Raw genomic sequence first — 23,134 nt, forward strand, 5'->3', positions numbered from 1 at the left:
GGTGCAGCCACGCGGCCGCCGCAAGGCCCACGGCCACGTGCGCGGCCAGCAGCAGCCACGGGGCGGCCGGATGGGCGGCCACGGGCAGCGGGGACGCGCCGGAGGCGGTCATCCGCGCCAGCGGGGTGCCGAAGTCGCCCCCCGCGCACAGAAGATCCAGGCCGACCGCGCGCAGCGGCCCGGCCACCGGGCCGCCGGCCTGCCCGTAGCAGGCGTGCTGGCCGGTGGTGAAGACGGTGTCGGCGGCCAGCTCCAGCGGTACCAGCAGCGCGGCGATCGCCCCGAAGCCCCGCTCGCGTCCGGCGAAGGCGAAGGCGATCGCGAACACCGCCGCGCCGACCGCCAGGAGCGGCGGGTACGGCAGGGGGCCGGCCGAGAGCAGCACATGGGCGCCCGCGGACAGCACGAGGCACACCGCGGTGAAGACCGCGGCGCGCACCGCCCGGATGCCTGTGTCGGGAAAGCCGGTCCTGCTCATCGCAGCCGAGTGTGCCACGGGCTCCGCTAAGAAGTGCCTAAAGGGCGTGGACCGGGTGAGGATCGCAACACGACCGACGCCCGCGGCCGCGGGCGCGGGCGGTGTGACCTGTGTGGCCCCGGGGATTTCCGCAAGGGGGCGCACGGGATCCCGCGGGGGCTCCCGGGGGGTGTGGCGGCGGCCGGCGCGGGGACACGCGGGAACGAGCCGCCGCACCCGCCGGGCGGCCGGTCCCCGCCGGCCCCGGGACTAGACTTCGGAGCCGTCCGGAAGCGCCGCAAGCCCGCTCGTTGGAGGTCCTCCGCCGTGGCCAAACCGCCGTTCACACACCTGCACGTACACACGCAGTACTCCCTGCTGGACGGTGCGGCGCGGCTGAAGGACATGTTCGACGCGTGTCAGGAGATGGGCATGACGCACATCGCCATGACCGACCACGGCAACCTCCACGGGGCCTACGACTTCTTCCAGCACGCCACCAAGGCGGGCGTCACGCCGATCATCGGCATCGAGGCGTACGTCGCCCCGCAGTCGAGGCGGTACAAGCGGCGTGTCCAGTGGGGCCAGCCGCACCAGAAGCGCGACGACGTCTCCGGCTCCGGCGGTTACACCCACAAGACGATCTGGGCCTCGAACAAGGCCGGTCTGCACAACCTCTTCCGGCTCTCCTCGGACGCCTACATGGAGGGCTTCTTCGTCAAGTGGCCCAGGACCGACCGGGAGATGATCGCGGAGTTCTCCGAGGGCCTGATCGCCTCCACCGGCTGCCCCTCGGGCGAGGTGCAGACCAGGCTGCGGCTCGGCCAGTTCGACGAGGCGCTCAAGGCGGCCTCCGACTACCAGGACATCTTCGGCAAGGGCCGCTACTTCCTGGAGCTGATGGACCACGGCATCGAGATCGAGCGCCGGGTCCGCGACGGGCTGCTGGAGATCGGCAGGAAGCTGGGCATCCCCCCGCTGGTCACCAACGACAGCCACTACACCTACTCCCACGAGGCCGAGGCGCACGACGCGCTGCTGTGCATCCAGACCGGCAAGAACCTCTCCGACCCAGACCGCTTCCGGTTCGACGGCTCGGGCTACTACCTGAAGTCCACGGAGGAGATGTACGCCATCGACTCCTCCGACGCCTGGCAGGAGGGCTGCCGCAACACCCTCCTGGTCGCCGAGCAGATCGACACCGAGGGATGGTTCGAGAAGCGGGACCTGATGCCCCGCTTCCCCGTGCCCGAGGGCCACACCGAGGAGTCCTGGTTCCGCGAGGAGGTCCGCCGCGGCATGGCCCGCCGCTACTGCGGCAACGTCCCCGAGGACCGGCAGAAGCAGGCCGACTACGAGATGGACGTCATCGTCCAGATGGGGTTCCCCGGCTACTTCCTGGTCGTCGCCGACTTCATCATGTGGGCCAAGAACAACGGCATCGCCGTCGGCCCCGGCCGCGGCTCCGCGGCCGGCTCGATCGTGGCGTACGCCATGGGCATCACCGACCTCGACCCGATCGAGCACGGGCTGATCTTCGAGCGGTTCCTCAACCCCGAGCGCGTCTCCATGCCCGACGTCGACATCGACTTCGACGAGCGCAGGCGCGGCGAGGTCATCCGCTACGTGACCGAGAAGTACGGCGCCGACAAGGTCGCCCAGATCGGCACCTACGGCACCATCAAGGCGAAGGCCGCGATCAAGGACTCCGCCCGTGTGCTCGGCTACCCGTACGCCATGGGCGACCGCATCACCAAGGCGATGCCCGCCGACGTCCTGGGCAAGGGCATCCCCCTGTCGGGCATCACCGACCCCAAGCACCCCCGCTACAACGAGGCGGGCGAGATCCGGGGGATGTACGAGAACGAGCCGGACGTGAAGAAGGTCATCGACGCCGCGCGCGGCATCGAGGGCCTGGTCCGGCAGATGGGCGTGCACGCCGCGGGCGTGATCATGTCGAGCGAGCCGCTGATCGACCACGTGCCGGTCTTCAGCCCCAAGAACGACGGCGCGGTGGTGACCCAGTGGGACTACCCCACCTGCGAGTCGCTCGGCCTGCTGAAGATGGACTTCCTGGGCCTGCGCAACCTCACGATCATGGACGACGCCGTCAAGCTGGTGAAGGCCAACAAGGGCGTCGACATCACCCTGCTCGACCTCACGCTGGACGACCCCAAGACCTTCGAGCTGCTCCAGCGCGGCGACACCCTGGGCGTCTTCCAGTTCGACGGCGGCCCCATGCGCTCCCTGCTGCGCATGATGAAGCCCGACAACTTCGAGGACATCTCCGCGGTCTCGGCCCTGTACCGGCCCGGCCCGATGGGCATGAACTCCCACATCAACTACGCGCTGCGCAAGAACGGGCAGCAGGAGATCACCCCGATCCACCCGGAGCTGGAGGAGCCTCTCAAGGAGGTCCTCGACATCACCTACGGCCTGATCGTCTACCAGGAGCAGGTGCAGAAGGCCGCCCAGGTGCTCGCCGGGTACAGCCTCGGACAGGCCGACCTGCTGCGCCGGGCGATGGGCAAGAAGAAGAAGGAGGTCCTGGACGCCGAGTTCGTCAACTTCCAGAAGGGCGCCCGGGAGAAGGGCTACTCCGACGAGGCCATCCAGGCCGTGTGGGACGTGCTGGTGCCCTTCGCCGGATACGCCTTCAACAAGGCGCACTCCTCGGCGTACGGACTGGTCTCCTACTGGACGGCCTACCTCAAGGCGAACTACCCGGCCGAGTACATGGCCGCCCTGCTGACCTCCGTCCGCGACGACAAGGACAAGTCGGCGGTCTACCTCAACGAGTGCCGCCGCATGGGCATCAAGGTGCTGCCGCCGGACGTCAACGAGTCCGAGGCGAACTTCACCCCGCGCGGTGACGACACGATCGTCTTCGGGCTGACCGCCGTGCGCAACGTCGGCCAGAACGTGGTGGACTCCATCGTCGCCTGCCGCAAGGCCAAGGGGAAGTACACCTCCTTCCCCGACTTCCTGGACAAGGTCGACGCGGTGGTGTGCAACAAGCGCACGGTCGAGTCGCTGATCAAGGCCGGCGCCTTCGACGAGCTGGGCCACACCCGCAAGGGCCTGACCGCGCACTTCGAGACCATGATCGACAACGTGGTGCAGGTCAAGCGGAAGGAGGCCGAGGGTCAGTTCGACCTCTTCGGCGGGATGGGGGAGGAGTCCTCCGACAGTGGCCCCGGCTTCGGCATGGACGTGGAGTTCTCCCCCGAGGAGTGGGACAAGAGCTACCTGCTCGCCCAGGAGCGGGAGATGCTCGGCCTCTACGTCTCCGACCACCCGCTGTTCGGCCTGGAGCACGTGCTGTCCGACAAGACGGACGCGGCGATCTCCCAGCTCACCGGCGGCGACTTCTCCGACGGCTCGATCGTCACCATCGGCGGGATCATCTCCGGGCTCCAGCGGAAGATGACCAAGCAGGGCAACGCCTGGGCGATCGCCACCGTGGAGGACCTGGCGGGCTCGATCGACTGCATGTTCTTCCCCGCCACCTACCAGCTCGTCTCCACCCAGCTCGTGGAGGACGCGGTGGTCTTCGTCAAGGGGCGCCTGGACAAGCGCGAGGACATCCCCCGCCTGGTCGCCATGGAGCTGATGGTCCCCGACCTGTCGGACGCCGCCTCCGACGCGCCCGTCACCATCACCATCCCCACCGTCAAGGTCACCCCGCCGCTGGTGGAGAAGCTGGGGGAGGTCCTCACCCACCACCGCGGCTCCACCGAGGTGCGGGTCAGGCTGCAGGGCAGCCGCAAGACGACGGTGCTGCGCCTGGACCGGCACCGGGTCACCGCCGACCCCGCGCTCTTCGGCGACCTCAAGGCACTGCTCGGCCCCTCCTGCCTGGCCGGCTGAGGCGGGCCGTACGCGCGACGGGGCGCCCCGGTCCTGCCGGGGCGCCCCGCGCGGTGACCGCCGCTGTGCCGTGCGCGGCGGCGGTGTCGGTTGTGGGTGTCAGTTGTGGCCGAAGCGCCTGCGGTGCTTGCGCGCCACGTCGGCGGGGGTGCCCTGCGCGGCCGGCTGCGTCCGCGCCATCCGCTCGGCGGTGGCCTTCGACTGCTCCTGCGTCTCCTCGGCGACGGTGCGCCCGCCGCGCTGCTCGCGGCCTTCCTTCCTGCGCTTGCCCATGATCTCCTCCTGTGCGGATCCCGGAACGATGGGCCGTGCCCAGCGTCGCACGCCTCCGCACGGTGCGCATGTCGGGCGAAAGCCCTCGGTAGCGGCCCCTCCGGGCCGGAAGGAGCAGCCCGCACGGTGGACACCGGCCTCCCGCCACGCCGAAGATCGAGCCGGAACCTATAAGCCCTGTACGGTCGGGCAGACTCGAAACAGGTTCGAAGGAGCGGGGCCGGGGCGGACACGCCGCGGCCGCGCGAGGCGTCACCGGCCCCGGCGGCCGTACCGGGCGTGCCGGTCGTACCGAGAGTGGGTGGAGCGTGGACCGCTGCGTCGTCCTGGTGGACGCCGGATATCTCCTGGGCGCCGCCGCGAGCCTCCTGGCGGGCGAGCCCGCGCGCTCCCGGATCACCGTGGACCACTCCGTACTCATCCAGGGGCTGCGCGAGCGCGCCGAGCAGGACACCGGCTGCCGGCTGCTGCGCATCTACTGGTTCGACGGCGCCCCCGACCGGGTGCCCCAGCCCGAGCACCGGCGGCTGCGGGTGATGCCGCGTGTGACGGTGCGGCTCGGCGCCCTCACCCGCAGCGAGGGGCGGTGGGCGCAGAAGGGCGTGGACGCCGCCATGCACGCCGAGCTGACGGAGCTGGCCCGCAACCGCGCCTGCTCCGACATCGTGCTGGTCACCGGGGACGGAGACCTGCTGCCCGGGCTGATGTCCGCCAAGGAGCACGGCGTCGCCGTCCACCTGTGGGCGGTCCAGGCCGCCGACGGCGACTACAACCAGTCCGAGGACCTGGTCGCCGAGGCCGACGAGCGGCGCGTGCTGGACCGCGCCTGGATCACCCGCGCCGTACGGGCCAGGGACCTCACCGGGATCTGCCCGCCCCAGCAGCCCGAGATCGCCGCCATCCTCTCCGCCCCGCTGCCCGAACCCGCCCCTTCCGGCGGGAACGCCCCGGCCACCGCCTCCGGCGGTACGGGGGTCCCCGCGGTGGGCACCGCGGACGCGGCGGGCACCGGGAACACCACCGTTCCGGTCCCGGCCCCCGGCGGGAACGGCGTCGCGCCCCCCGTCCCCGGGGAGTTCGGACAGGAGAGGGCCCAGGAGCCCGGGGGAGGGCTAGAGGACGGCCTCGGGGAAGCCGGAGAAGAGGGCGCGGGAGGGGGAGGGCGGCCCGCCGACACCGGCCACGGCCGGGGCGTGCCCACCCCCAAGGACCTCGCCGGACTCGGCCGGCCCGCCGTGCACCAGAACAACGCCTCCTCCGCCCCCGCCTCCGCCACCCTGCGCTGGTCCTCCGACAAGGGGTGGATCGACCGGGGCACCGCCCCCGAGTCCCCCGAGGCCGCCGCCCTGCCGATGCTGGCCCAGCTCACCACCGCCGAGCAGCGGTGGGCCGACCGGGAGGAGGACATCACCACCGTCAGCGGCGACCCCTTCGAGGTCGGCCAGGTCTTCGCCCGCCGCTGGATCGAACGGCTGGCCACCACCGCCCATCTGCGGACGCTGTCGGGGGAGTACCCCCGTATCCCGCACCGCATCGACGGCGAGCTGCTGCGCTACGCCGCCCGCTTCGGCCTGCTCGCGCACAAGGACGACCAGATCGACGAGCACGACCGCTACGCGATCCGCGCGGGCTTCTGGCGCGAGGTCGACGCCCGCACCGCAGGCGAACGCGCACCCGCCGCGGAGTGAGCCCGCGCCGGGCGCGTACCCTCGTAGCTCGTGAGCACGGGCACTCGGCAGGCGGTGGGCGACGCGGTGGACGGCGTGGAGATGCCGGAGCCGGCCGCCGTACGCGTCCACGACCTGGTCAAGACCTACCCCGCCCGGCGCGGCCGCCGCGGCGCCCCGGCCGCCCCCGCCGTTCGGGCCAGCGACGGCGTCAGCCTGACCGTCCGGCACGGCGAGGTCTTCGGCCTGCTCGGCCCGAACGGCGCCGGGAAGACCACCCTGGTGCGCCAGCTCACCGGGCTGCTGCGCCCCGACTCCGGGCGCGTCGACGTCCTCGGCCACGACCTGGTCCGCCATCCGCGGCGGGCCGCGCGGCTGCTGGCCTACCTCGGCCAGGAGTCCACCGCGCTGGACGAGCTGACCGTGGCGCTGGCCGCCGAGACCACCGGGCGGCTGCGCGGCCTGGACGCGGCGGCCGCGCGCCGCGAGAGCGGCGAGGTCCTGGAGGAGCTGGGGCTCGGCGCGATCGCCACACGCCCCCTGAAACGGCTCTCCGGCGGCCAGCGGCGGCTGGCCTGTGTGGCGGCGGCGCTGGTGGGGGAGCGGCCCCTGCTGGTGCTGGACGAGCCGACGGCCGGCATGGACCCCGTCGCGCGGCGCGCGGTGTGGGCGGCGGTCGACCGGCGGCGGGCCGAGCGCGGGGCCACGGTGATCCTGGTGACCCACAACGTCATCGAGGCCGAGCTGGTCCTGGACCGGGTCGCGGTGATGGACCGCGGCCGGGCGGTCGCCTGCGGCACCCCCGCCGGCCTGAAGGCCATGGTCGGCGAGGACGTACGGCTGGAGCTGGTCTGGCGCGACCGGCCACCGCTGGAGGTCCCCGAGGTCGCCGCGCTGCGCCCGGACGCCGCGGAGACGGGCCGCCGCTGGACGCTGCGGCTGCCACCGGAGGAGGCGCGTGCGGCGGTCGCCGCCGTCACCGGCGGCCCGGCGTTCGCCGCGCTGGACGACTTCACCCTCGCCATGCCGAGTCTGGAGGACGTCTACCTGGCACTGGGGGGACACACGGAAGGTCTGGTGAAGGTGTGAGCACGGCCGTGGCGAGGACCCGGCAGGAGACCGCGGAGGCCGTCGGGGCAGCCGGGGCCGCGGGAGCCGGCAGGGAGGCGGAGGAGGCGGGAGCCGCCGCCCCGCTCGCTCCGGGCGCGCGGCTGTGGCCCGCCCTGGGCGCCGTCTACCGGGCGCAGCTCTCCCGGGCGCGGGTGGCCCGCATCCCGCTGCTGTTCGTGGCGACCTTCCAGTCGGTCGGGATCATGGTCCTGATGCGCGGGGTCGTCGACGGCGGTCCCGGGGAGGAGGCGCGGGCGGTGGTGGCCGGCTCCAGCGTGCTGGTGGTCGCCTTCGTCGCGCTCAACCTCCTCGCCCAGTACTTCGGCCAGCTGCGCGCCTCCGGGGGCCTGGACCACTACGCCACCCTGCCGGTGCCGCCCGCCGCGGTGGTGCTGGGCACGGCGGGCGCGTACGCCTCCTTCACGGTGCCCGGCACGGCGGTCACCGCGGTGACCGGCTGCCTGCTCTACGGGCTTCCGCTGGACGGCCTGTGGCTGCTGGCGGCGGTGGTGCCGCTGGCCGGCGCGGCGCTCGCCGGGCTCGGCGCGGCCCTCGGCCTGCTCGCGCCGCGCCAGGAACTGGCCACGCTCTGCGGGCAGCTGGGCATGTCCGCGGCCCTGCTGCTGGGTGTGCTGCCGGCCGGGGGCCTGCCGGAACCGGTCCGGCTGCTGCGGGACCTGCTGCCCTCGACGTACGGCGTGGAGGCGCTGGCCGCCGTCCTCGGGCCCCGGCCGCACTGGGACCGGGTGCTCCTCGACCTCGGGGTGTGCGCGGCGGTCGGGGCCGTGGCGCTGGCCGCCGCGGCCTGGGCGTACCGCCGGGCCGCGGTGCGCTGACCGCCACCGCCGTCCACCGCCGTCCACCGCCGTTCTCCGCGGCGGCCCGGTGCCCCGCCCGGTGCCCGGCCGCCGCTTCGGCCGGGTGGCCGCCGAGTGCGGTACCGCCGGGCGGGCCGGAGGCCGGACCTGGCACGATGGCAGGGTGACCGCACCGACGCCTCCCTCACCGAACCACGGCCCGTCCCGGTCGGCCCCGTCCTACGACCCGTGGGGGAGCGCCCCGCACGGCAAGGACCCCGGCGGGGAGGGGTACGCCCGCGCCTCGGCCGGCCGGGAGGTCCTCGAAGGCGCGGTGGCGGCGGCGGCCGTGGCGGTCCTGGGCGTGGCGCTCGGGCTGCTGTGGCTGTGGCTGGCCCCCAGGGTTCCGCTGATCTCCGACGGCACGGCCGTCTACCTCAAGGACTCCGAGGGCGAGGAGACGATCGGCGCCGACGGCACGTTCGTCCTGCTGGCCCTGGGTATCGGCGCGCTGAGCGGGGCCGCTGTCTTCCTCGCGCGGCGCCGCGGCGGCGTCGGCGTGGTGATCGGCCTGGCGGCCGGCGCACTGGCCGGCTCGCTGCTGGCCTGGTGGCTGGGCGTGCAGCTCGGCCCGGGGCAGGACGTGGCCGCCCAGGCCAGGGCGGTGGGCGAGGGCAGGGTCTTCGACGCTCCGCTGAAGCTCCACGCCAAGGGGGCGCTGCTGGCGTGGCCGCTGGCCGCGCTGGGGGTCCACCTGGCGCTCACGTCCCTGTTCGGCCCCCGGGACCCGGAGCCCGCGCACCCGCTCCACCCCGGGTGGGGCCCGCCGCCGGGCGGCGCGGAGGACCGGCCGGGGGCGTGAGGCCCGCCGGCGGCCGCTCCTTCGCACGCTCGCCGTCTCCCGCTCCGGCCCCCGCCGCTCCGGCTTCCCGACTGCGGCGGCTACCGGGAGCGGGCGATCGGCGCCGTCACCGCGCCGGTGAGCTTCACCAGGTCGGCGGGGGCCAGTTCGATCTCCAGCCCCCGGCGCCCTGCCGAGACGCAGACGGTGGCGTGCCCCTCGGCCGAGGCGTCCACCACCGTCGGCAGTGCCCTGCGCTGTCCCAGCGGTGAGATCCCGCCGCGCACATAGCCCGTGGCGCGCTCGGCCGCGGCCGGGTCCGCCATCGCGGCCCGCTTGCCGCCGGCCGCCGCCGCCAGCGCCTTGAGGTCCAGCGAGCCGGAGACGGGGACGACCGCGACGGTCAGCGCGCCGTCGACGTCCGCGACGAGCGTCTTGAACACCTGCCCAGGGTCCAGCCCGAGCGCCTCGGCGGCCTCCTCCCCGTAGGAGGGCGCGGCCGGGTCGTGTTCGTAGGAGTGGAGGGTGAAGTCCACGCCGGCCTTCGTGGCGGCCACCGTCGCCGGGGTGCCTCCGGAACCCGCCTTCTGCTTCTTCCTGGCCATGTTCGCCGTGCCTCGCGTCGGTCGGTGCTGGTGTGCCGTCGCCGTCCCCCGGCGGCGGTGCGCCGGTTTCCGGACGGTGTCAGTTCGGGCTGGTCGGCACGCGGGTGAGGTCCGCCGCGGGAACGGACGGGAGCCTGCCGATCAGCGCCGTCTCGCGCCTGAGGATCCTCAGCTCCTCGGCCAGCCGGGTGGCGGTGTCCGGAGCCTGCAGGAGCCGCTGCTTGGCCGGGGTGTCCAGGACGGTGGCGGCGGCCACCAGGTACGACACCACCGAGGGCTCGTCCGGCAGCTCCTGGCCGCCTGTCAGGGTCCTCTCCCGCGCGCCGGCGAGCTGCTTCTGGTAGGCCCGGAAGGCCCGCAGCACGCCGGAGGCGAGCGCACCCGCCCCCTCGCCGCCGTCCTCCGGCAGCTCCTCGACCTCGCCGACCAGATACGGCCCGGAGGAGTCGACGGACAGCAGCCGGAAACGGGTGGTGCCGGTGGCGAGCACCTCGTAGCCGCCCCCGGCCCGGCCGTCCTCACCGTCCCCGTCGCCGTTCCCGTCCCCGCCGCCCTCCTCACCGCCGCCGGAGCGCTCGCGGATGGAGGTGGCGTCGGCGACGCAGCCCACCGTGTGGAAGGCGCGCATCGGGTCGGAACCGAAACCCGCGGCCGGCCCGGCGGCGGCCTGTGCCGTGGGGTCCGGCATCCCGGCCGCGGTGGGGGCGACCTCGCGGCCGTCCCTGATGGCGACCACCCCGAAGCGGCGCGGTGCGTCCTCGGGAATCTCCAGCAGGTCGCGCATCAGGGCGCGGTACCGCTGCTCGAAGACGTTCAGCGGCAGCACCAGCCCCGGGAACAGCACGGTGTTGAGGGGGAAGATCGGTAGGCGCGTGGTGGTCACAGCCGCAGCCTAAGGCCTCTGCGCGGCAGGGCACCCCCGTCACCCGCCACCCGCCCGCCGCGCGGGACCGCCGCATCCGCCCGCCGGGCACGCTCACTGGCGCCTCAGCAGCCGGGTCGCCCCGGCCGCGACCGTGGTGGCCAGCACCCAGCCGAGCATGATCAGCGCCGCGGCCGTCCACTGGTAGGCCCCCGCGGGCTTCCAGTGGCTGTCCTGGCCCAGGTCGATCACCGGCAGCAGCAGGTCCAGGACGTACAGCGGAGCGTTCCAGTGCGGCGACTCCCCCGGTTTGAGCGGGTCCGGCGGCTGCCGGGCGAACAGCACCGCGCCCGAGGCCCACAGCACCGCCATCCACAGGGCGGCCTGGCCCGGCCGGTAGCCGTAGGCGACCGTCCAGTCCTGCAGGTAGCCCCACAGCTTGGCGGCCAGCGGCAGCGTCTCGCGGCGGCGGCGCTGCTTGGCCAGCAGCACCGCGCGCGCGTCCGCGTCCTCCCCGCTGTTGCGCATCACCGCCGCGAGCTGCTCGTACGGCTCCGGGGCGTACTCCGGCGTAGCCGTCTCCAGCCACCTCAGCCGCTGGGCGAGGGTGAACGGGCCGCGCGGGATCAGGTTCTGGTAGGTGAACCCGGCCATCCACAGCCCCTCGTCCACCGGCCAGCTCTCCACCCTGTCCACCAGGTTGTCCACGCTCGCCCCGGCGAGCACCACCCGGCCGCCGCCCGGCCGCTCCGGCGTGAAGCACAGCTCCGGGGTCTGGACGCGGCGCAGCGACAGCTCCTGGTCTCGCTGGAGGTTGAAGCGCGCGTCGTCCAGCACCAGCGAGTCCCCGAACCTCCCGTCGTCCAGCTTCACCCCGCCGGTGCACTCGAAGCGCTTGACGCGCCGCACCATGTGGCTGTGCTCGTCCGGAGGCGGCCAGGCGGTGCCGCCCGGCGGGGTCGTGCCGTGGACGACCGGCAGCTGGCGCGGGCCGGAGGAGGCGAAGTGGGCGAAGTGCTCCACGGTCATCTGCGGCGCGTACAGCGCGTACTGCCCGTCGCCGCCGCGCAGGACGCTGCCGTACATGAACAGCGAGCCGCCGATCTCCGCACCCCGCAGGCTCACCTCCCCCTGGGCGAGCATCAGACTGGCCTGGAGGTCCTGGGCGATCTGGATCCCGTCGGCGGACAGCGACCGCACGCGCTCCCCGCGGCCGACCGTCATCTCGTTGAGCATCAGGTCCGTGCCTATGGAGGCGTCGGTGAGCCGGACGCCGCCGGGGATGGTGCAGCGCGGCAGGTGGAGATCGCCCTCGGTGCTCATCCGGGCGGCCTCCAGCCGGGGTATGTGGCAGTCGATCATGCGGGCGGTCACCAGCCGGCACTCGTGCAGCAGCACCTCCTGCTCGAAGCGGCACTGCCGGAACTCGAAGTACGGCTCGACCGTCCCGCCGGACAGGTCCAGCCGCCCCGTTACGTACACACCGGTCAGCTGCAGGGACGCGACACGCCCGAGCAGCGGCGGCGGGCCGTGCAGCAGGAGCAGGGCGACGACGCGGGCCCGCACCGTCCGCTGCGGCCCCCACTCGTGGTCGCCGTTCGGGTCGTCCAGCTCCGCCTCGCCCGAGCGCAGATCGTGCTCGCTGCCGTTGCGGAAGGCCTGCCACATGCCCCACTCCGCGGTGGTCAGACGGATCCCGGGCGGCGGATCCCCGTTGTTCGGAACCTCACTCACGACGTGTCCCCCAAGTCACAGATGGCACTGCGTGACGGTCGAAACGCTATCGGTCAGCACTGACATCTGAATGCCCCCTCCAAGCCCACCCGTACCGCGTATCACGCACTGATACGGAGGGCCGGGCACCGGATCGCGTCTGAGACACTGGGACACGTGCTTCGATCCGTATCCATGACCCGACTCGACCTGCGCGGACGCGACCTCGCCGCCGACGGGGTCGAGCGGGAGCTGCTGCCCCGAGCCGAACTCGACGTCGAGGCCGCCCTGGAGAAGGTGCGGCCGATCTGCGACGCGGTGCACCATCGCGGCACGGCCGCGGTGATCGAGTACAACGAGCGCTTCGACGGCGTGCGGCTGGAGCGCGTACGGGTCCCGGCCGAGGCACTGGACAAGGCGCTGGCCGACCTCGACCCGGCGGTGCGGGCGGCGCTGGAGGAGTCCATCCGCCGCGCCCGGATCGTCCACCGCGACCAGCGGCGCACCGACTCCACCGTCCGCGTCGTCCCCGGCGGCACCGTCACCGAGCGGTGGGTGCCGGTCGAGCGGGTGGGCCTGTACGTGCCGGGCGGACGGGCGGTCTACCCGTCGTCCGTGGTGATGAACGTCGTGCCCGCGCAGGAGGCCGAGGTCGGCTCGCTGGCCGTCGCCTCGCCGCCGCAGAAGGGCGTCCCCGGACACTGGGCGGCCGGACTGCCGCACCCCACGATCCTGGCCGCCTGCGCCCTGCTGGGCGTCGACGAGGTGTACGCCGCCGGCGGCGCCCAGGCCGTCGCCATGTTCGCCTACGGCACCGAGGAGTGCGCGCCCGTCCAGATGGTCACCGGCCCCGGCAACATCTGGGTCGCCGCGGCCAAGCGCCTGCTCAAGGGCCGCATCGGCATCGACTCCGAGGCCGGCCCCACCGAGATCGCCATCCTCGCCGACGACACCGCCGACGCCCGCCACGTCGCCGCCGACCTGATCAGCCAGGCCGAGCACGACACCCTGGCCGCCGCCGTCCTGGTCACCCCCTCCGAGGCGCTGGCCGACGCCGTCGACTCCGAGCTGACCTCCCAGGTGGCCTCCGCCAAGCACGCCGAGCGCATCGCCGAGGCGCTGGCCGGACGCCAGTCCGGCACCATCCTGGTGGACGACCTGGACCAGGGCCTGGCGGTGGTGGACGCCTACGCCGCCGAGCACCTGGAGATCCAGACCGAGAACGCCGCCGAGGTCGCCGCCCGGGTCCGCAACGCGGGCGCGGTCTTCGTCGGCCCCTGGGCCCCGGTCTCGCTGGGCGACTACTGCGCCGGCTCCAACCACGTGCTGCCCACCGGCGGCTGCGCCTGCCACTCCTCCGGGCTGTCCGTGCAGTCCTTCCTGCGCGGCATCCACGTCGTGGACTACACCCGCGACGCGCTGGCCGACGTGGCCCACCACGTGGTCACCCTGGCGGAGGCCGAGGACCTGCCCGCGCACGGGGCGGCCCTCAAGGCGAGGTTCGACTGGAAGGTGCCCCCGGGGAAGTGACCGGAATCGACGACCTGCCCATCCGGGACGAACTGCGCGGCAAGTCCCCCTACGGGGCGCCGCAGCTGGACGTGCCCGTACGGCTGAACACCAACGAGAACCCCCACCCGCTGCCCGAGGCGCTGGTGACCCGCATCGCCGAGCGCGTCGCCGAGGCCGCCCGGAACCTCAACCGCTACCCCGACCGCGACGCGGTGGAGCTGCGCGGCGAGCTGGCCCGCTACCTCACCCGCACCGCCGGGCACGAGGTCACCGCGGAGAACGTCTGGGCCGCCAACGGCTCCAACGAGGTGCTCCAGCAGCTCCTCCAGGCGTTCGGCGGCCCGGGGCGCACCGCGATCGGCTTCGAGCCCTCGTACTCGATGCACGCCCTGATCGCCCGCGGCACCGGCACCGGCTGGATCTCCGGGCCGCGCAACGACGACTTCACCATCGACGTGGAGGCGGCCGAGGCGGTCATCGCCGAGCGCCGGCCGCACGTGGTCTTCGTCTGCTCGCCCAACAACCCCACCGGCACGGCCGTCGACGCCGGCACCGTGCTGGCCCTGTACGACGCCGCCCAGGCCGCACGGCCCGCCATGGTGATCGTCGACGAGGCGTACGGCGAGTTCAGCCACCGGCCCTCGCTGCTGCCGCTGATCGACGGCCGCCCGAACCTGGTGGTCTCGCGCACCATGTCCAAGGCGTTCGGCGCCGCCGGACTGCGGCTGGGCTACCTCGCCGCCCACCCGGCCGTCGTCGACGCCGTCCAGCTGGTGCGCCTGCCCTACCACCTGTCCGCCGTCACCCAGGCCACCGCGCTCGCCGCGCTGGAGCACACCGACACCCTCCTCGGCTATGTCCGGCAGCTCAAGGACGAGCGGGACCGGCTGGTGGCCGAGCTGCGGGCGATGGGCTGCGAGGTCACCGAGTCCGACGCCAACTTCGTGCAGTTCGGGAACTTCGACGGCCCCGGCGGCGCCCACGCGGTGTGGCAGGCGCTGCTGGAGCGGGGCGTGCTGGTCCGGGACAACGGGGTGCCGGGCCGGCTGCGGGTCACCGCCGGCACCCCGGCCGAGAACGACGCGTTCCTCGACGCGGTACGCGCAGTACTGAAGGAGAACAACCGATGAGCCGTGTGGGTCGCGTCGAGCGCACCACCAAGGAGACCTCCGTCGTCGTCGAGATAGACCTCGACGGCACCGGAAAGGTCGACGTGTCGACCGGGGTCGGCTTCTACGACCACATGCTCGACCAGCTCGGCCGGCACGGGCTGTTCGACCTCACGGTCAAGACCGAGGGCGACCTGCACATCGACAGCCACCACACCATCGAGGACAGCTCCCTGGCGCTCGGCGCCGCCTTCCGGCAGGCGCTGGGCGACAAGCGCGGCATCGTCCGCTTCGCGAACGCCTCGGTGCCGCTGGACGAGTCCCTCGCCCAGGTGACCGTGGACCTGTCGGGGCGGCCGTACCTGGTGCACAGCGAGCCGGAGAACATGGCGCCGATGATCGGCAGCTACGACACCACGATGACCCGGCACATCCTGGAGTCCTTCGTGGCCCAGGCGCAGATCGCCCTGCACGTCCACGTCCCCTACGGGCGCAACGCGCACCACATCGTGGAGTGCCAGTTCAAGGCGCTGGCCCGCGCGCTGCGCTACGCCAGCGAGATCGACCCGCGCCAGACGGGCATCCCCTCCACCAAGGGCGCCCTGTGAGCGTCGCGCGCGCGGCCGCCGGGCCGCAGACGGTGTACGGGGCCGCGTCTCCGTGCCGCGCGGGCGGAGAAGCTCACGGAGGAAGGCCGTGAACGGTGTCTCCACCCTGCTGATCTTCGTGGGGCTCTTCCTCCTCGGCGGCGCCGTCTCTTTCTGGAAGCAGCAGATGCCCAAGGGGGTCGTCGCCCTGCTCGGCGTCGGCTCCGCCCTGTCCCTGATCGCCGGAATCCTGCGCCTGGAGGTGTGGTCATGACGGAGAGGAAGAAGGTCGTCGTCTTCGACTACGGCTTCGGCAACGTGCGTTCCGCCGAGCGCGCTCTGGCCCGGGCCGGCGCGGAGGTGGAGATCACCGGCGACTACGACACCGCGATGAACGCCGACGGGCTGCTCGTGCCCGGTGTCGGTGCCTTCGCCGCCTGCATGGCGGGTCTGCGCAAGGCCCGCGGCGACTGGGTGGTCGAGCGCCGGCTCGCCGGCGGACGCCCGGTGATGGGCATCTGCGTCGGCATGCAGATCCTGTTCGGCCGGGGCATCGAGCACGGTGTCGAGGCCGAGGGCCTGGCCGAGTGGCCCGGCACGGTCGGCCCGCTCAAGGCGGACGTCGTACCGCACATGGGCTGGAACACCGTCGAGGCGCCCGGGGACTCCAGGCTGTTCGCGGGCCTGCCCGCCGACGCCCGCTACTACTTCGTGCACTCCTACGCCGTGCACGACTGGGAGCTTCAGACCACCAACCCCGCCATGGCGCCCCCCAAGGTCACCTGGGCCACCCACGGCGAGCGGTTCGTCGCCGCCGTGGAGAACGGCCCGCTGTGGGCCACCCAGTTCCACCCCGAGAAGTCCGGCGACGCCGGCGCGCAACTCCTGACCAACTGGATCAGCACCCTCTAGTCCCGCCCCACCCCCACCACCGACCCCCAGGACCTTAGGACCGCCAGCTGATGAGCAACCACCGTCTCGAACTCCTCCCCGCCGTCGACGTCCGCGACGGACAGGCCGTCCGCCTCGTCCACGGCGAGTCCGGCACCGAGACCTCCTACGGCGACCCGCTGGAGGCCGCCCTGGCCTGGCAGCGGGCGGGAGCGGAGTGGCTGCACCTGGTGGACCTCGACGCCGCTTTCGGCACCGGTGACAACCGCGAGCGGATCGCCGAGGTCGTCCGCACCATGGACATCAAGGTCGAGCTCTCCGGCGGCATCCGCGACGACGCCTCCCTGGCCGCCGCGCTGGCCACCGGCTGCACCCGGGTCAACCTGGGCACCGCGGCCCTGGAGAGCCCCGAGTGGGTCGCCAAGGTGATCGCCGAGCACGGCGAGAAGATCGCCGTCGGCCTCGACGTGCGCGGCACCACCCTGCGGGGGCGGGGCTGGACCCGCGACGGCGGCGACCTCTACGAGACGCTGGAGCGCCTGAACTCCGAGGGCTGCGCCCGCTACGTCGTCACCGACATCGCCAAGGACGGGACTCTCAAGGGCCCCAACCTCCAGCTGCTGAAGGACGTCTGCGCCGCCACCGACCGCCCGGTCGTCGCCTCCGGCGGCGTCTCCTCCCTTGACGATCTGCGCGCGATCGCCACCCTGGTACCCGAGGGCGTCGAGGGAGCCATCGTCGGCAAGGCCCTCTACGCCAAGGCGTTCACCCTGGAAGAGGCCCTGGAGGCAGTGTCCCGATGACGGAGTCCGCGGCGGTGGGCCGGGAGAGAGACGGCGGGGACGGGGACGGCCGGGGGCTCCGGCGCGTCGGCAGCGACAGCCCCTGGGAGGAGACCATCGGCTTCGCCCGGGCCGTCGAGATCGGCGACCGGATCCTCGTCGCGGGCACGATGCCCCTGGTCGACGGGACGATCCAGGGCGAGGGCGACCCGTACGTCCAGGCCAGGACCGCCTTCGAGCGCGCCGTGGCGGCACTGGAGCCGTTCGGCCTGGACGTCCGGTCCGTCGTGCGCACCCGCATGTACATAACCCACGCGCGCGACGTGGAGGAGGTGGGCCGCGCGCACCGCGAGGTCTTCGGCTCCGTCCTCCCCGTCGCGACGCTCGTGGTCGTCTCCGGCTTCGTCGACTCGCGCGTACTGGTCGAGGTGGAGATCGAAGCCTTCCGCACCCTGAAGGAGCGCTCCTAAGTGTCCCTGGCCGTACGAGTCATCCCCTGCCTGGACGTGGACGGCGGCCGGGTGGTCAAGGGGGTCAACTTCCAGAACCTGCGCGACGCCGGCGACCCGGTCGAGATGGCCAAGGTGTACGACGCCGAGGGCGCCGACGAGCTGACCTTCCTCGACATCACCGCCTCCTCCGGCGACCGCGAGACCACCTACGACGTGGTGCGCCGCACCGCCGAGCAGGTCTTCATCCCGCTGACGGTGGGCGGCGGCGTGCGCACCGCCGAGGACGTGGACAGGCTGCTGCGCGCGGGCGCCGACAAGGTGGGCGTCAACACCGCGGCCATCGCCCGCCCGGAGCTGATCCGAGAGATCGCCGAGCGCTTCGGCAGCCAGGTGCTGGTGCTGTCGGTGGACGCCCGCCGCTGCCCGGAGGGAACGGTGACGCCCTCCGGCTTCGAGGTCACCACGCACGGCGGCCGGCGCGGCACCGGTGTCGACGCGGTGGAGTGGGCGCACCGGGCCGCCGAGCTGGGGGCCGGGGAGATCCTGCTCAACTCCATGGACGCCGACGGCACCAAGGACGGCTACGACATCGCCATGGTCGGCGCCGTCCGCAAGCACGTCACCATCCCCGTCATCGCCTCCGGCGGGGCGGGGAAGCTCGCCGACTTCGCCCCGGCGGTGGAGGCGGGCGCGGACGCGGTGCTCGCCGCGAGCGTCTTCCACTTCGGCGACCTGCGCATCGGGCAGGTCAAGGACGCCCTGCGCGAGGCCGGCCACCCGGTGCGCTGACCCGCCGCCGCGCCGCCGCCGTCCGGCCGTCGTAGCCGCGTCAGGCGCCGGTACGGTCGGCGGCCTGCGCCGCCCTGCGCAGGGCCGCGCCCGCGTCCCGGGCGATCGGATCGCCGTGCCCGAAGCAGGCGGTCTCCGTCTCCAGGGCGGCCAGCCGGCGGAACGACTCCACTGCGCGGGCGCGGTCGAGGTTGAACACCCCCAGGACGGTGCGGCCCTCCGCGTTCGCGATCGCGTCCCCCGTGAACAGCACGCCGTGCGCGGGCAGATGGAGCGCGATGCTGCCGTCGGTGTGACCTGGCGCGGCCACCACCCGGGCCCCGCCGCCGAAGCCGACCACGTCGCCGTCGGCCAGCTCGCGGTCCACCCGGCACGGCGGGGCCGCGGGCAGCGGGGGCAGGTTCTCGTACAACTCGCGCTCCCAGCCGGGCACGTCGGTGAAGTCCGGCGGCGGACCGGGCGCCTCGCCCCGGACGAACGGCGCGTCCAGCCGGTGCGCCATGACGGTCGCGCCGGTCAGCTCCGCGAGCTCGGCGGCGCCGCCGGCATGGTCCTCGTGGAAGTGGGTCAGGACGATGCGGTCGATGTCCCCCGGATCGTGGCCCAGCTCCCGGACGGCCTCGGCGACGGCGGCCCCCGATCCGGCGGCCCCGGCGTCCACCAGGGTCAGCGAGCCGGGATCGCACCACAGATACGCCTGACCGACGGCGAAGGCGAGCATGTGCAGTCCGGGCAGCACTCGGATGGTCTCCATGAGACGCACCCAAGCACGCGGACGGCCGCCGCACCGCGCCGTTCGCCGTCGGCTTGAGGACGGGCGCGCGGGGCGGGGCCGTGCCGCGGGGCGTCAGAGGCCGAGCTTCGCCTCGCGTACGCGCGCCACGGACTTCTCGTCGCCCTCCAGCTCCACCCGCGCGGCGTCCTGCCGGCCGGAGACGAAGAGCAGCAGCTCACCCGGCTCGCCCGTGACGGTGACCACCGGGGTGCCCTTGCGGGCCACCGCCACCTGGCCGTTGGGACGGCGCAGCACCAGGCCGACCGGGCACCGGCGGCCGTAGGCGCGGGCGGTGGTCTCCAGCCGCCGCCACAGGGCGTCGGCGAGGACGGGGTCGATCTCGCGCGGCGTCCAGTCCGGCCGGGCCCGTCGTACGTCCTCACCGTGGACGAAGAACTCCACGGTGTTGGCCGCCTCGTCGACCTGCTTGAGGGAGAAGGGCGACATCCGCGGCGGTCCGGTGCGGATGAGCTGGATCAGCTCCTCGTACGGCTTGGCCGCGAACTCCTGCTGCACACGCTCCAGCCGCGGTTGCAGCGCCTTGACGAGTATCCCGCCGGCGGCGTCCGCGCGGCGCTCGCGCACCACGACGTGAGCCGCCAGCTCCCTGGTCCGCCACCCCTCGCACAGGGTGGGCGCCTCGGGTCCGTAGGTTTCCAACAGATCGGCCAGCAGAAGGCGTTCGCGCCGGGCGTGGGTCGACATACGGCCACCCTACGGCCGTGTGCCGACCCGTGCCACGCACCGCGCCCGGGTCAGCCCGGCAGCGGTGCGTCCAGTTCCGGGCCGTCCACCTTGTTGCTGAGCGTCAGGGAGCAGGTGACCTGGTCCTCACCGCGGTTGTACGTCAGGAGCGTCGGATAGATGGCGTAGTAGTAGTAGGTCTTGCCCTGCGGCATCCGGGCCAGCCGCTTCTCCACGTCCGCCTTGCACAGCGACATGACCTCCTTCTGCAGCTCCGCCTGGGTGTCGAAGTCGCCGGTGATCGTCTGGTTGGCTATCACCTCGCCGTCGTGGGGACCGTCGCAGGGCCGCTCCTCGACCTCGGTGACGTCGCTGCTCAGCGCCGGGTGGTCGAAGCAGGTGCCCGGGTCGAGCACCACGTACAGCACGAGGTCGCTGGGCATCGCCGTCACCTCGGGCGTGGGGACGGCCGTGGCCGGCGGGTCCGCCGGCCCGTCGCTCGGCTCGGGGGAGGCGGTGGAGGGATCGGCGGAGGCCGGGGCGCTGGGGGTGGCGGTCGGCTCCGCCCGGTCCTCACCGCTCCCGCCGTCGGCGGCCAGCAGAACGCCTCCGACGATCAGCCCGGCGACGAGCACCGCGGCGATGATGATCGCGGCGACCTTTCCGCCGCTGCCCCCGCCCCCGCCCCCGCCCGGCGGGGGCGGGTAGGGGCCGGGCGCGCCGGGACCGCCGGGCGGGCCGGGGTAGCCGTACCCGCCGGGCCCTGCCGGGGCTCCGGGCGCCCCGGGAGGGCCTACCGGGGCGGGGTAGCCGTAGCCGCCCGCGGGCGGACCGGGCTGCTCGGGCGGACCGAAGCCCTGCGGCGGACCGAAACCGCCGCCTGGGCCGGGGTTGTGTGCGCCGTTGGGCGGCGGTGGATAGCTCATGCCGGAAGGATGCCGTACCGCACGGACATGCCAAATCCCGGGTGCGTCACAGCATTGCCACAGCAGGGCGGCGTGCCCGGCGGACCGCGGCCGTCCCGGCCCTCGGGCGGGGTTCGCGGTGCGCGCCGCGGCGGCGGCACAATGACCCCATGCCCCGATCCCCACTCGACCCCGCCGTCGCCGCCCGTCTCAAGCGCAACGCCGACGGCCTGGTGCCCGCCATCGCCCAGCAGTACGACACCGGTGAGGTGCTGATGCTCGGCTGGATGGACGACGAGGCCCTGCACCGCACCCTCACCACCGGCCGCTGCACCTACTGGAGCCGCAGCCGCGGCGAGTACTGGGCCAAGGGCGACACCTCCGGGCACGTCCAGCACGTGAAGTCCGTGGCCCTGGACTGCGACGGCGACACCGTGCTGGTGAAGGTCGACCAGGTGGGCGCCGCCTGCCACACCGGGGACCGCACCTGCTTCGACGCCTGCGAGCTGCCCGTGGACGGCCCCGCGGCCGGCGGAGAGGGGGAGCGGGCATGACCGCCCCAGGCCCCGCAGGCCCCGCCGGCACCGTCCCGGCCGCCAGCCCCGACCCGGAGACCTTCCGTACGCTCGCCAAGGACCGCCGCGTCATCCCGGTCACCCGGCGCCTGCTCGCCGACGGCGACACCCCCATCGCGCTGTACCGCAAACTCGCCGCCGAACGACCCGGCACCTTCCTGCTGGAGTCCGCGGAGAACGGCCGCACCTGGTCGCGCTACTCCTTCGTCGGCGTGCGCACCTCCGCCACGCTCACCGTCCGCGACGGGCGGGCCCACTGGCTGGGCGCCCCGCCGGTCGGCGTCCCCGCCGACGGGGATCCGCTGGAGGTCCTGCGCGCCACCGTCCAGGCCCTGCACACCCCGCGCGACCTGCACCGCGACGCGGACCTGCCGCCCTTCACCGGCGGCATGGTCGGCTACCTCGGCTACGACATCGTGCGGCGCCTGGAGCGCATCGGCGACAGCACCCGCGACGACCTCGGGCTGCCCGAGCTGACCATGATGCTCACCTCCGACCTCGCGGTCCTCGACCACCGCGACGGCACGGTGCTGCTGATCGCCAACGCCATCAACCACAACGACCTCGACACCGGGGTGGACGAGGCCTACGCCGACGCCGTGCGCCGCCTGGACGCCATGGCCGCCGACCTGGCCCGGCCCGCGCCCGCCATGGCCGCCCCGCTGCCGCCGCCCGAACTGCCCGAGTACAAGGCCCTGTGGGGCGGGGCGGCCTACCGGGAGGCCGTGGAGGTGGTCAAGGAGCGCATCCGCGCGGGCGAGGCGTTCCAGGTGGTGCCCTCGCAGCGCTTCCAGGCGCCCTGCCCGGCGAGCGCGCTGGACGTCTACCGCGTGCTGCGCGCCACCAACCCGAGCCCGTACATGTACCTGCTGCGCCTGGACGGCTTCGACGTCGTCGGCTCCAGCCCGGAGGCCCTGGTGAAGGTCGAGGACGGGCACGCGATGATGCACCCCATCGCCGGGACCCGCCCGCGCGGCGCGACCCCGCAGGAGGACGCGGCCCTGGCCGAGGAGCTGCTGGCCGACCCCAAGGAGCGCGCCGAGCACCTGATGCTCGTCGACCTGGGCCGCAACGACCTGGGCCGGGTCTGCGAGCCCGGCAGCGTCGAGGTCGTGGACTTCATGTCCATCGAGCGCTACAGCCATGTGATGCACATCGTCTCCACGGTCACCGGGCGGCTGGCGGAGGGCCGCACCGCCTTCGACGCGCTCACCGCCTGCTTCCCGGCCGGCACGCTCTCCGGAGCGCCCAAGCCGCGCGCGATGCAGATCATCGAGGAGCTGGAGCCGACCCGGCGCGGTCTGTACGGCGGCTGCGTGGGCTATCTGGACTTCGCCGGCGACGCCGACACCGCCATCGCCATCCGCACCGCGCTGCTGCGCGACGGGACGGCGTACGTCCAGGCCGGCGCCGGGGTGGTGGCCGACTCCGACCCGGCGGCGGAGGACGCCGAGTGCCGCAACAAGGCCGCGGCGGTGCTCAGGGCGGTGCACACCGCCGGGCGGCTCGGCGGTAGCGTGGTGGAGTGATTTCCCCGCACACGCCCCCTTCCTCCCCCGAACCCGCCCCCCGCTCCGCGGACTCCCCGGAGACCGGCGCCTCCCGGGAGCCCGAGGCCCCCGAGGTGGCCGCCGCCCCGGGAGCGCGGCGCGCGCTGGGCGCCGCGCTGACCGCCGGCGCGCTGGGCGCCGCCGCGGTGCTCGTGGCCGCCGGGCAGGTCTGGGGCGAGGGCACCGCGGTCCTGGCCCGTGGCGAGGTGCCGGTCCGGGTCGCGGGCGGCGAGGTGACCGGGCTGCCCAGCGCCCTGCCCCTGGTCGGCCTGGCCGCGCTGGTCGCCGTCCTCCCCGTACGCCGCACCGGCCCCCCCCCGCTCGCCGC

Annotated in this window: 24 protein-coding genes; 16 read left to right on the forward strand and 8 right to left on the reverse strand. The window is 73.8% G+C overall.

The annotated features are described in order from the left end of the window. A partial coding sequence (locus ACLIYP_RS20210; protein WP_412714537.1) for a hypothetical protein occupies positions 1 to 478 on the reverse strand: 478 nt, incomplete at its 3' end. Between the two features lie 306 nt (positions 479 to 784). On the opposite strand from ACLIYP_RS20210, the gene dnaE reads away from it, so the two are divergent. After that, positions 785 to 4,327: a DNA polymerase III subunit alpha gene (gene dnaE, locus ACLIYP_RS20215; RefSeq protein ID WP_412714538.1), complete on the forward strand. Its 3,543-nt coding sequence runs from the start codon at positions 785 to 787 to the stop codon at positions 4,325 to 4,327. Positions 4,328 to 4,426: 99 nt separating this feature from the next. On the opposite strand, the gene ACLIYP_RS20220 is transcribed toward dnaE, so the two are convergent. After that, positions 4,427 to 4,600: a hypothetical protein gene (locus tag ACLIYP_RS20220; protein WP_412714539.1), complete on the reverse strand. Its 174-nt coding sequence runs from the start codon at positions 4,598 to 4,600 to the stop codon at positions 4,427 to 4,429. 308 nt (positions 4,601 to 4,908) lie between these two features. Here ACLIYP_RS20220 and ACLIYP_RS20225 point away from each other — a divergent pair, with 308 nt between their 5' ends. From ACLIYP_RS20225 to ACLIYP_RS20240, 4 genes are all read left to right on the forward strand, one after another. Continuing rightward, on the forward strand, positions 4,909 to 6,288 hold the full coding sequence (locus ACLIYP_RS20225) for an NYN domain-containing protein (protein WP_412714540.1): 1,380 nt from the start codon (positions 4,909 to 4,911) through the stop codon (positions 6,286 to 6,288). A 30-nt stretch (positions 6,289 to 6,318) separates the two neighbouring features. Further along, positions 6,319 to 7,356 (forward strand): ABC transporter ATP-binding protein, encoded by a 1,038-nt coding sequence (locus ACLIYP_RS20230; RefSeq protein ID WP_412714541.1) that lies wholly within the window; start codon positions 6,319 to 6,321, stop codon positions 7,354 to 7,356. Between the two features lie 8 nt (positions 7,357 to 7,364). Continuing rightward, positions 7,365 to 8,213, forward strand: a complete 849-nt coding sequence (locus ACLIYP_RS20235; RefSeq protein WP_412714542.1) for an ABC transporter permease — start codon at positions 7,365 to 7,367, stop codon at positions 8,211 to 8,213. A 145-nt stretch (positions 8,214 to 8,358) separates the two neighbouring features. Continuing rightward, positions 8,359 to 9,036 (forward strand): DUF2567 domain-containing protein, encoded by a 678-nt coding sequence (locus ACLIYP_RS20240; RefSeq protein ID WP_412714543.1) that lies wholly within the window; start codon positions 8,359 to 8,361, stop codon positions 9,034 to 9,036. 80 nt (positions 9,037 to 9,116) lie between these two features. Here ACLIYP_RS20240 and ybaK read toward each other — a convergent pair whose 3' ends face one another. The 3 genes from ybaK to ACLIYP_RS20255 form a co-directional block, all read right to left on the reverse strand. Beyond that, positions 9,117 to 9,620 carry a Cys-tRNA(Pro) deacylase gene (gene ybaK, locus ACLIYP_RS20245; protein WP_412714544.1) on the reverse strand — a complete coding sequence of 168 codons (504 nt, stop codon included), beginning with the start codon at positions 9,618 to 9,620 and terminating at the stop codon, positions 9,117 to 9,119. Between the two features lie 79 nt (positions 9,621 to 9,699). Next, positions 9,700 to 10,503: an LON peptidase substrate-binding domain-containing protein gene (locus ACLIYP_RS20250; RefSeq protein ID WP_412714545.1), complete on the reverse strand. Its 804-nt coding sequence runs from the start codon at positions 10,501 to 10,503 to the stop codon at positions 9,700 to 9,702. A 93-nt stretch (positions 10,504 to 10,596) separates the two neighbouring features. After that, a complete protein-coding gene (locus tag ACLIYP_RS20255) occupies positions 10,597 to 12,216 on the reverse strand; it encodes an oxidoreductase (protein WP_412714546.1) in 1,620 nt (539 codons plus the stop codon). Between the two features lie 174 nt (positions 12,217 to 12,390). On the opposite strand from ACLIYP_RS20255, the gene hisD reads away from it, so the two are divergent. The 8 genes from hisD to hisF all read left to right on the forward strand — a co-directional run bounded on the left by hisD (position 12,391) and on the right by hisF (position 18,317). Further along, positions 12,391 to 13,725, forward strand: coding sequence for a histidinol dehydrogenase (hisD, locus tag ACLIYP_RS20260; protein ID WP_412714547.1), 1,335 nt, complete (start codon positions 12,391 to 12,393; stop codon positions 13,723 to 13,725). Then, complete coding sequence (locus ACLIYP_RS20265) at positions 13,722 to 14,837, forward strand: histidinol-phosphate transaminase (RefSeq protein ID WP_412714548.1); 1,116 nt, start codon at positions 13,722 to 13,724, stop codon at positions 14,835 to 14,837. Before hisD ends, ACLIYP_RS20265 begins: the two co-directional genes overlap by 4 nt. After that, the gene (gene hisB / locus ACLIYP_RS20270) at positions 14,834 to 15,424 is read left to right on the forward strand and encodes an imidazoleglycerol-phosphate dehydratase HisB (protein WP_093655257.1); all 591 of its coding nucleotides are present in this window, start codon (positions 14,834 to 14,836) and stop codon (positions 15,422 to 15,424) included. Before ACLIYP_RS20265 ends, hisB begins: the two co-directional genes overlap by 4 nt. 88 nt (positions 15,425 to 15,512) lie before the next feature. Then, positions 15,513 to 15,677, forward strand: coding sequence for a hypothetical protein (locus ACLIYP_RS20275; RefSeq protein ID WP_412714549.1), 165 nt, complete (start codon positions 15,513 to 15,515; stop codon positions 15,675 to 15,677). Further along, a complete protein-coding gene (hisH, locus tag ACLIYP_RS20280; protein ID WP_412714550.1) occupies positions 15,674 to 16,315 on the forward strand; it encodes an imidazole glycerol phosphate synthase subunit HisH in 642 nt (213 codons plus the stop codon). The genes ACLIYP_RS20275 and hisH overlap by 4 nt, the downstream gene beginning before the upstream one ends. A gap of 50 nt (positions 16,316 to 16,365) precedes the next feature. Next, complete coding sequence (gene priA, locus ACLIYP_RS20285; RefSeq protein WP_412714551.1) at positions 16,366 to 17,097, forward strand: bifunctional 1-(5-phosphoribosyl)-5-((5-phosphoribosylamino)methylideneamino)imidazole-4-carboxamide isomerase/phosphoribosylanthranilate isomerase PriA; 732 nt, start codon at positions 16,366 to 16,368, stop codon at positions 17,095 to 17,097. After that, positions 17,094 to 17,546: a RidA family protein gene (locus ACLIYP_RS20290; protein WP_412714552.1), complete on the forward strand. Its 453-nt coding sequence runs from the start codon at positions 17,094 to 17,096 to the stop codon at positions 17,544 to 17,546. Before priA ends, ACLIYP_RS20290 begins: the two co-directional genes overlap by 4 nt. Continuing rightward, positions 17,547 to 18,317 carry an imidazole glycerol phosphate synthase subunit HisF gene (gene hisF, locus ACLIYP_RS20295; RefSeq protein WP_412714553.1) on the forward strand — a complete coding sequence of 257 codons (771 nt, stop codon included), beginning with the start codon at positions 17,547 to 17,549 and terminating at the stop codon, positions 18,315 to 18,317. Between the two features lie 40 nt (positions 18,318 to 18,357). Here hisF and ACLIYP_RS20300 read toward each other — a convergent pair whose 3' ends face one another. From ACLIYP_RS20300 to ACLIYP_RS20310, 3 genes are all read right to left on the reverse strand, one after another. Further along, complete coding sequence (locus tag ACLIYP_RS20300; protein ID WP_412714554.1) at positions 18,358 to 19,071, reverse strand: MBL fold metallo-hydrolase; 714 nt, start codon at positions 19,069 to 19,071, stop codon at positions 18,358 to 18,360. Between the two features lie 93 nt (positions 19,072 to 19,164). Next, positions 19,165 to 19,797, reverse strand: coding sequence for a TIGR03085 family metal-binding protein (locus tag ACLIYP_RS20305; protein WP_410538949.1), 633 nt, complete (start codon positions 19,795 to 19,797; stop codon positions 19,165 to 19,167). A 50-nt stretch (positions 19,798 to 19,847) separates the two neighbouring features. Continuing rightward, positions 19,848 to 20,702, reverse strand: a complete 855-nt coding sequence (locus tag ACLIYP_RS20310; protein ID WP_412714555.1) for a hypothetical protein — start codon at positions 20,700 to 20,702, stop codon at positions 19,848 to 19,850. Between the two features lie 149 nt (positions 20,703 to 20,851). Here ACLIYP_RS20310 and hisI point away from each other — a divergent pair, with 149 nt between their 5' ends. From hisI to ACLIYP_RS20325, 3 genes are all read left to right on the forward strand, one after another. Beyond that, a complete protein-coding gene (gene hisI / locus ACLIYP_RS20315; protein WP_412714556.1) occupies positions 20,852 to 21,235 on the forward strand; it encodes a phosphoribosyl-AMP cyclohydrolase in 384 nt (127 codons plus the stop codon). Next, positions 21,232 to 22,785: an anthranilate synthase component I gene (locus tag ACLIYP_RS20320; RefSeq protein ID WP_412714557.1), complete on the forward strand. Its 1,554-nt coding sequence runs from the start codon at positions 21,232 to 21,234 to the stop codon at positions 22,783 to 22,785. The genes hisI and ACLIYP_RS20320 overlap by 4 nt, the downstream gene beginning before the upstream one ends. After that, positions 22,782 to 23,134: Trp biosynthesis-associated membrane protein (locus ACLIYP_RS20325; RefSeq protein WP_412714558.1), on the forward strand; the 353-nt coding region annotated here is incomplete at its 3' end. The genes ACLIYP_RS20320 and ACLIYP_RS20325, both read left to right, overlap by 4 nt.

The sequence above is a fragment of the Streptomyces nanhaiensis genome, from assembly GCF_046614825.1.
Lineage (GTDB): Bacteria > Actinomycetota > Actinomycetes > Streptomycetales > Streptomycetaceae > Streptomyces > Streptomyces radiopugnans.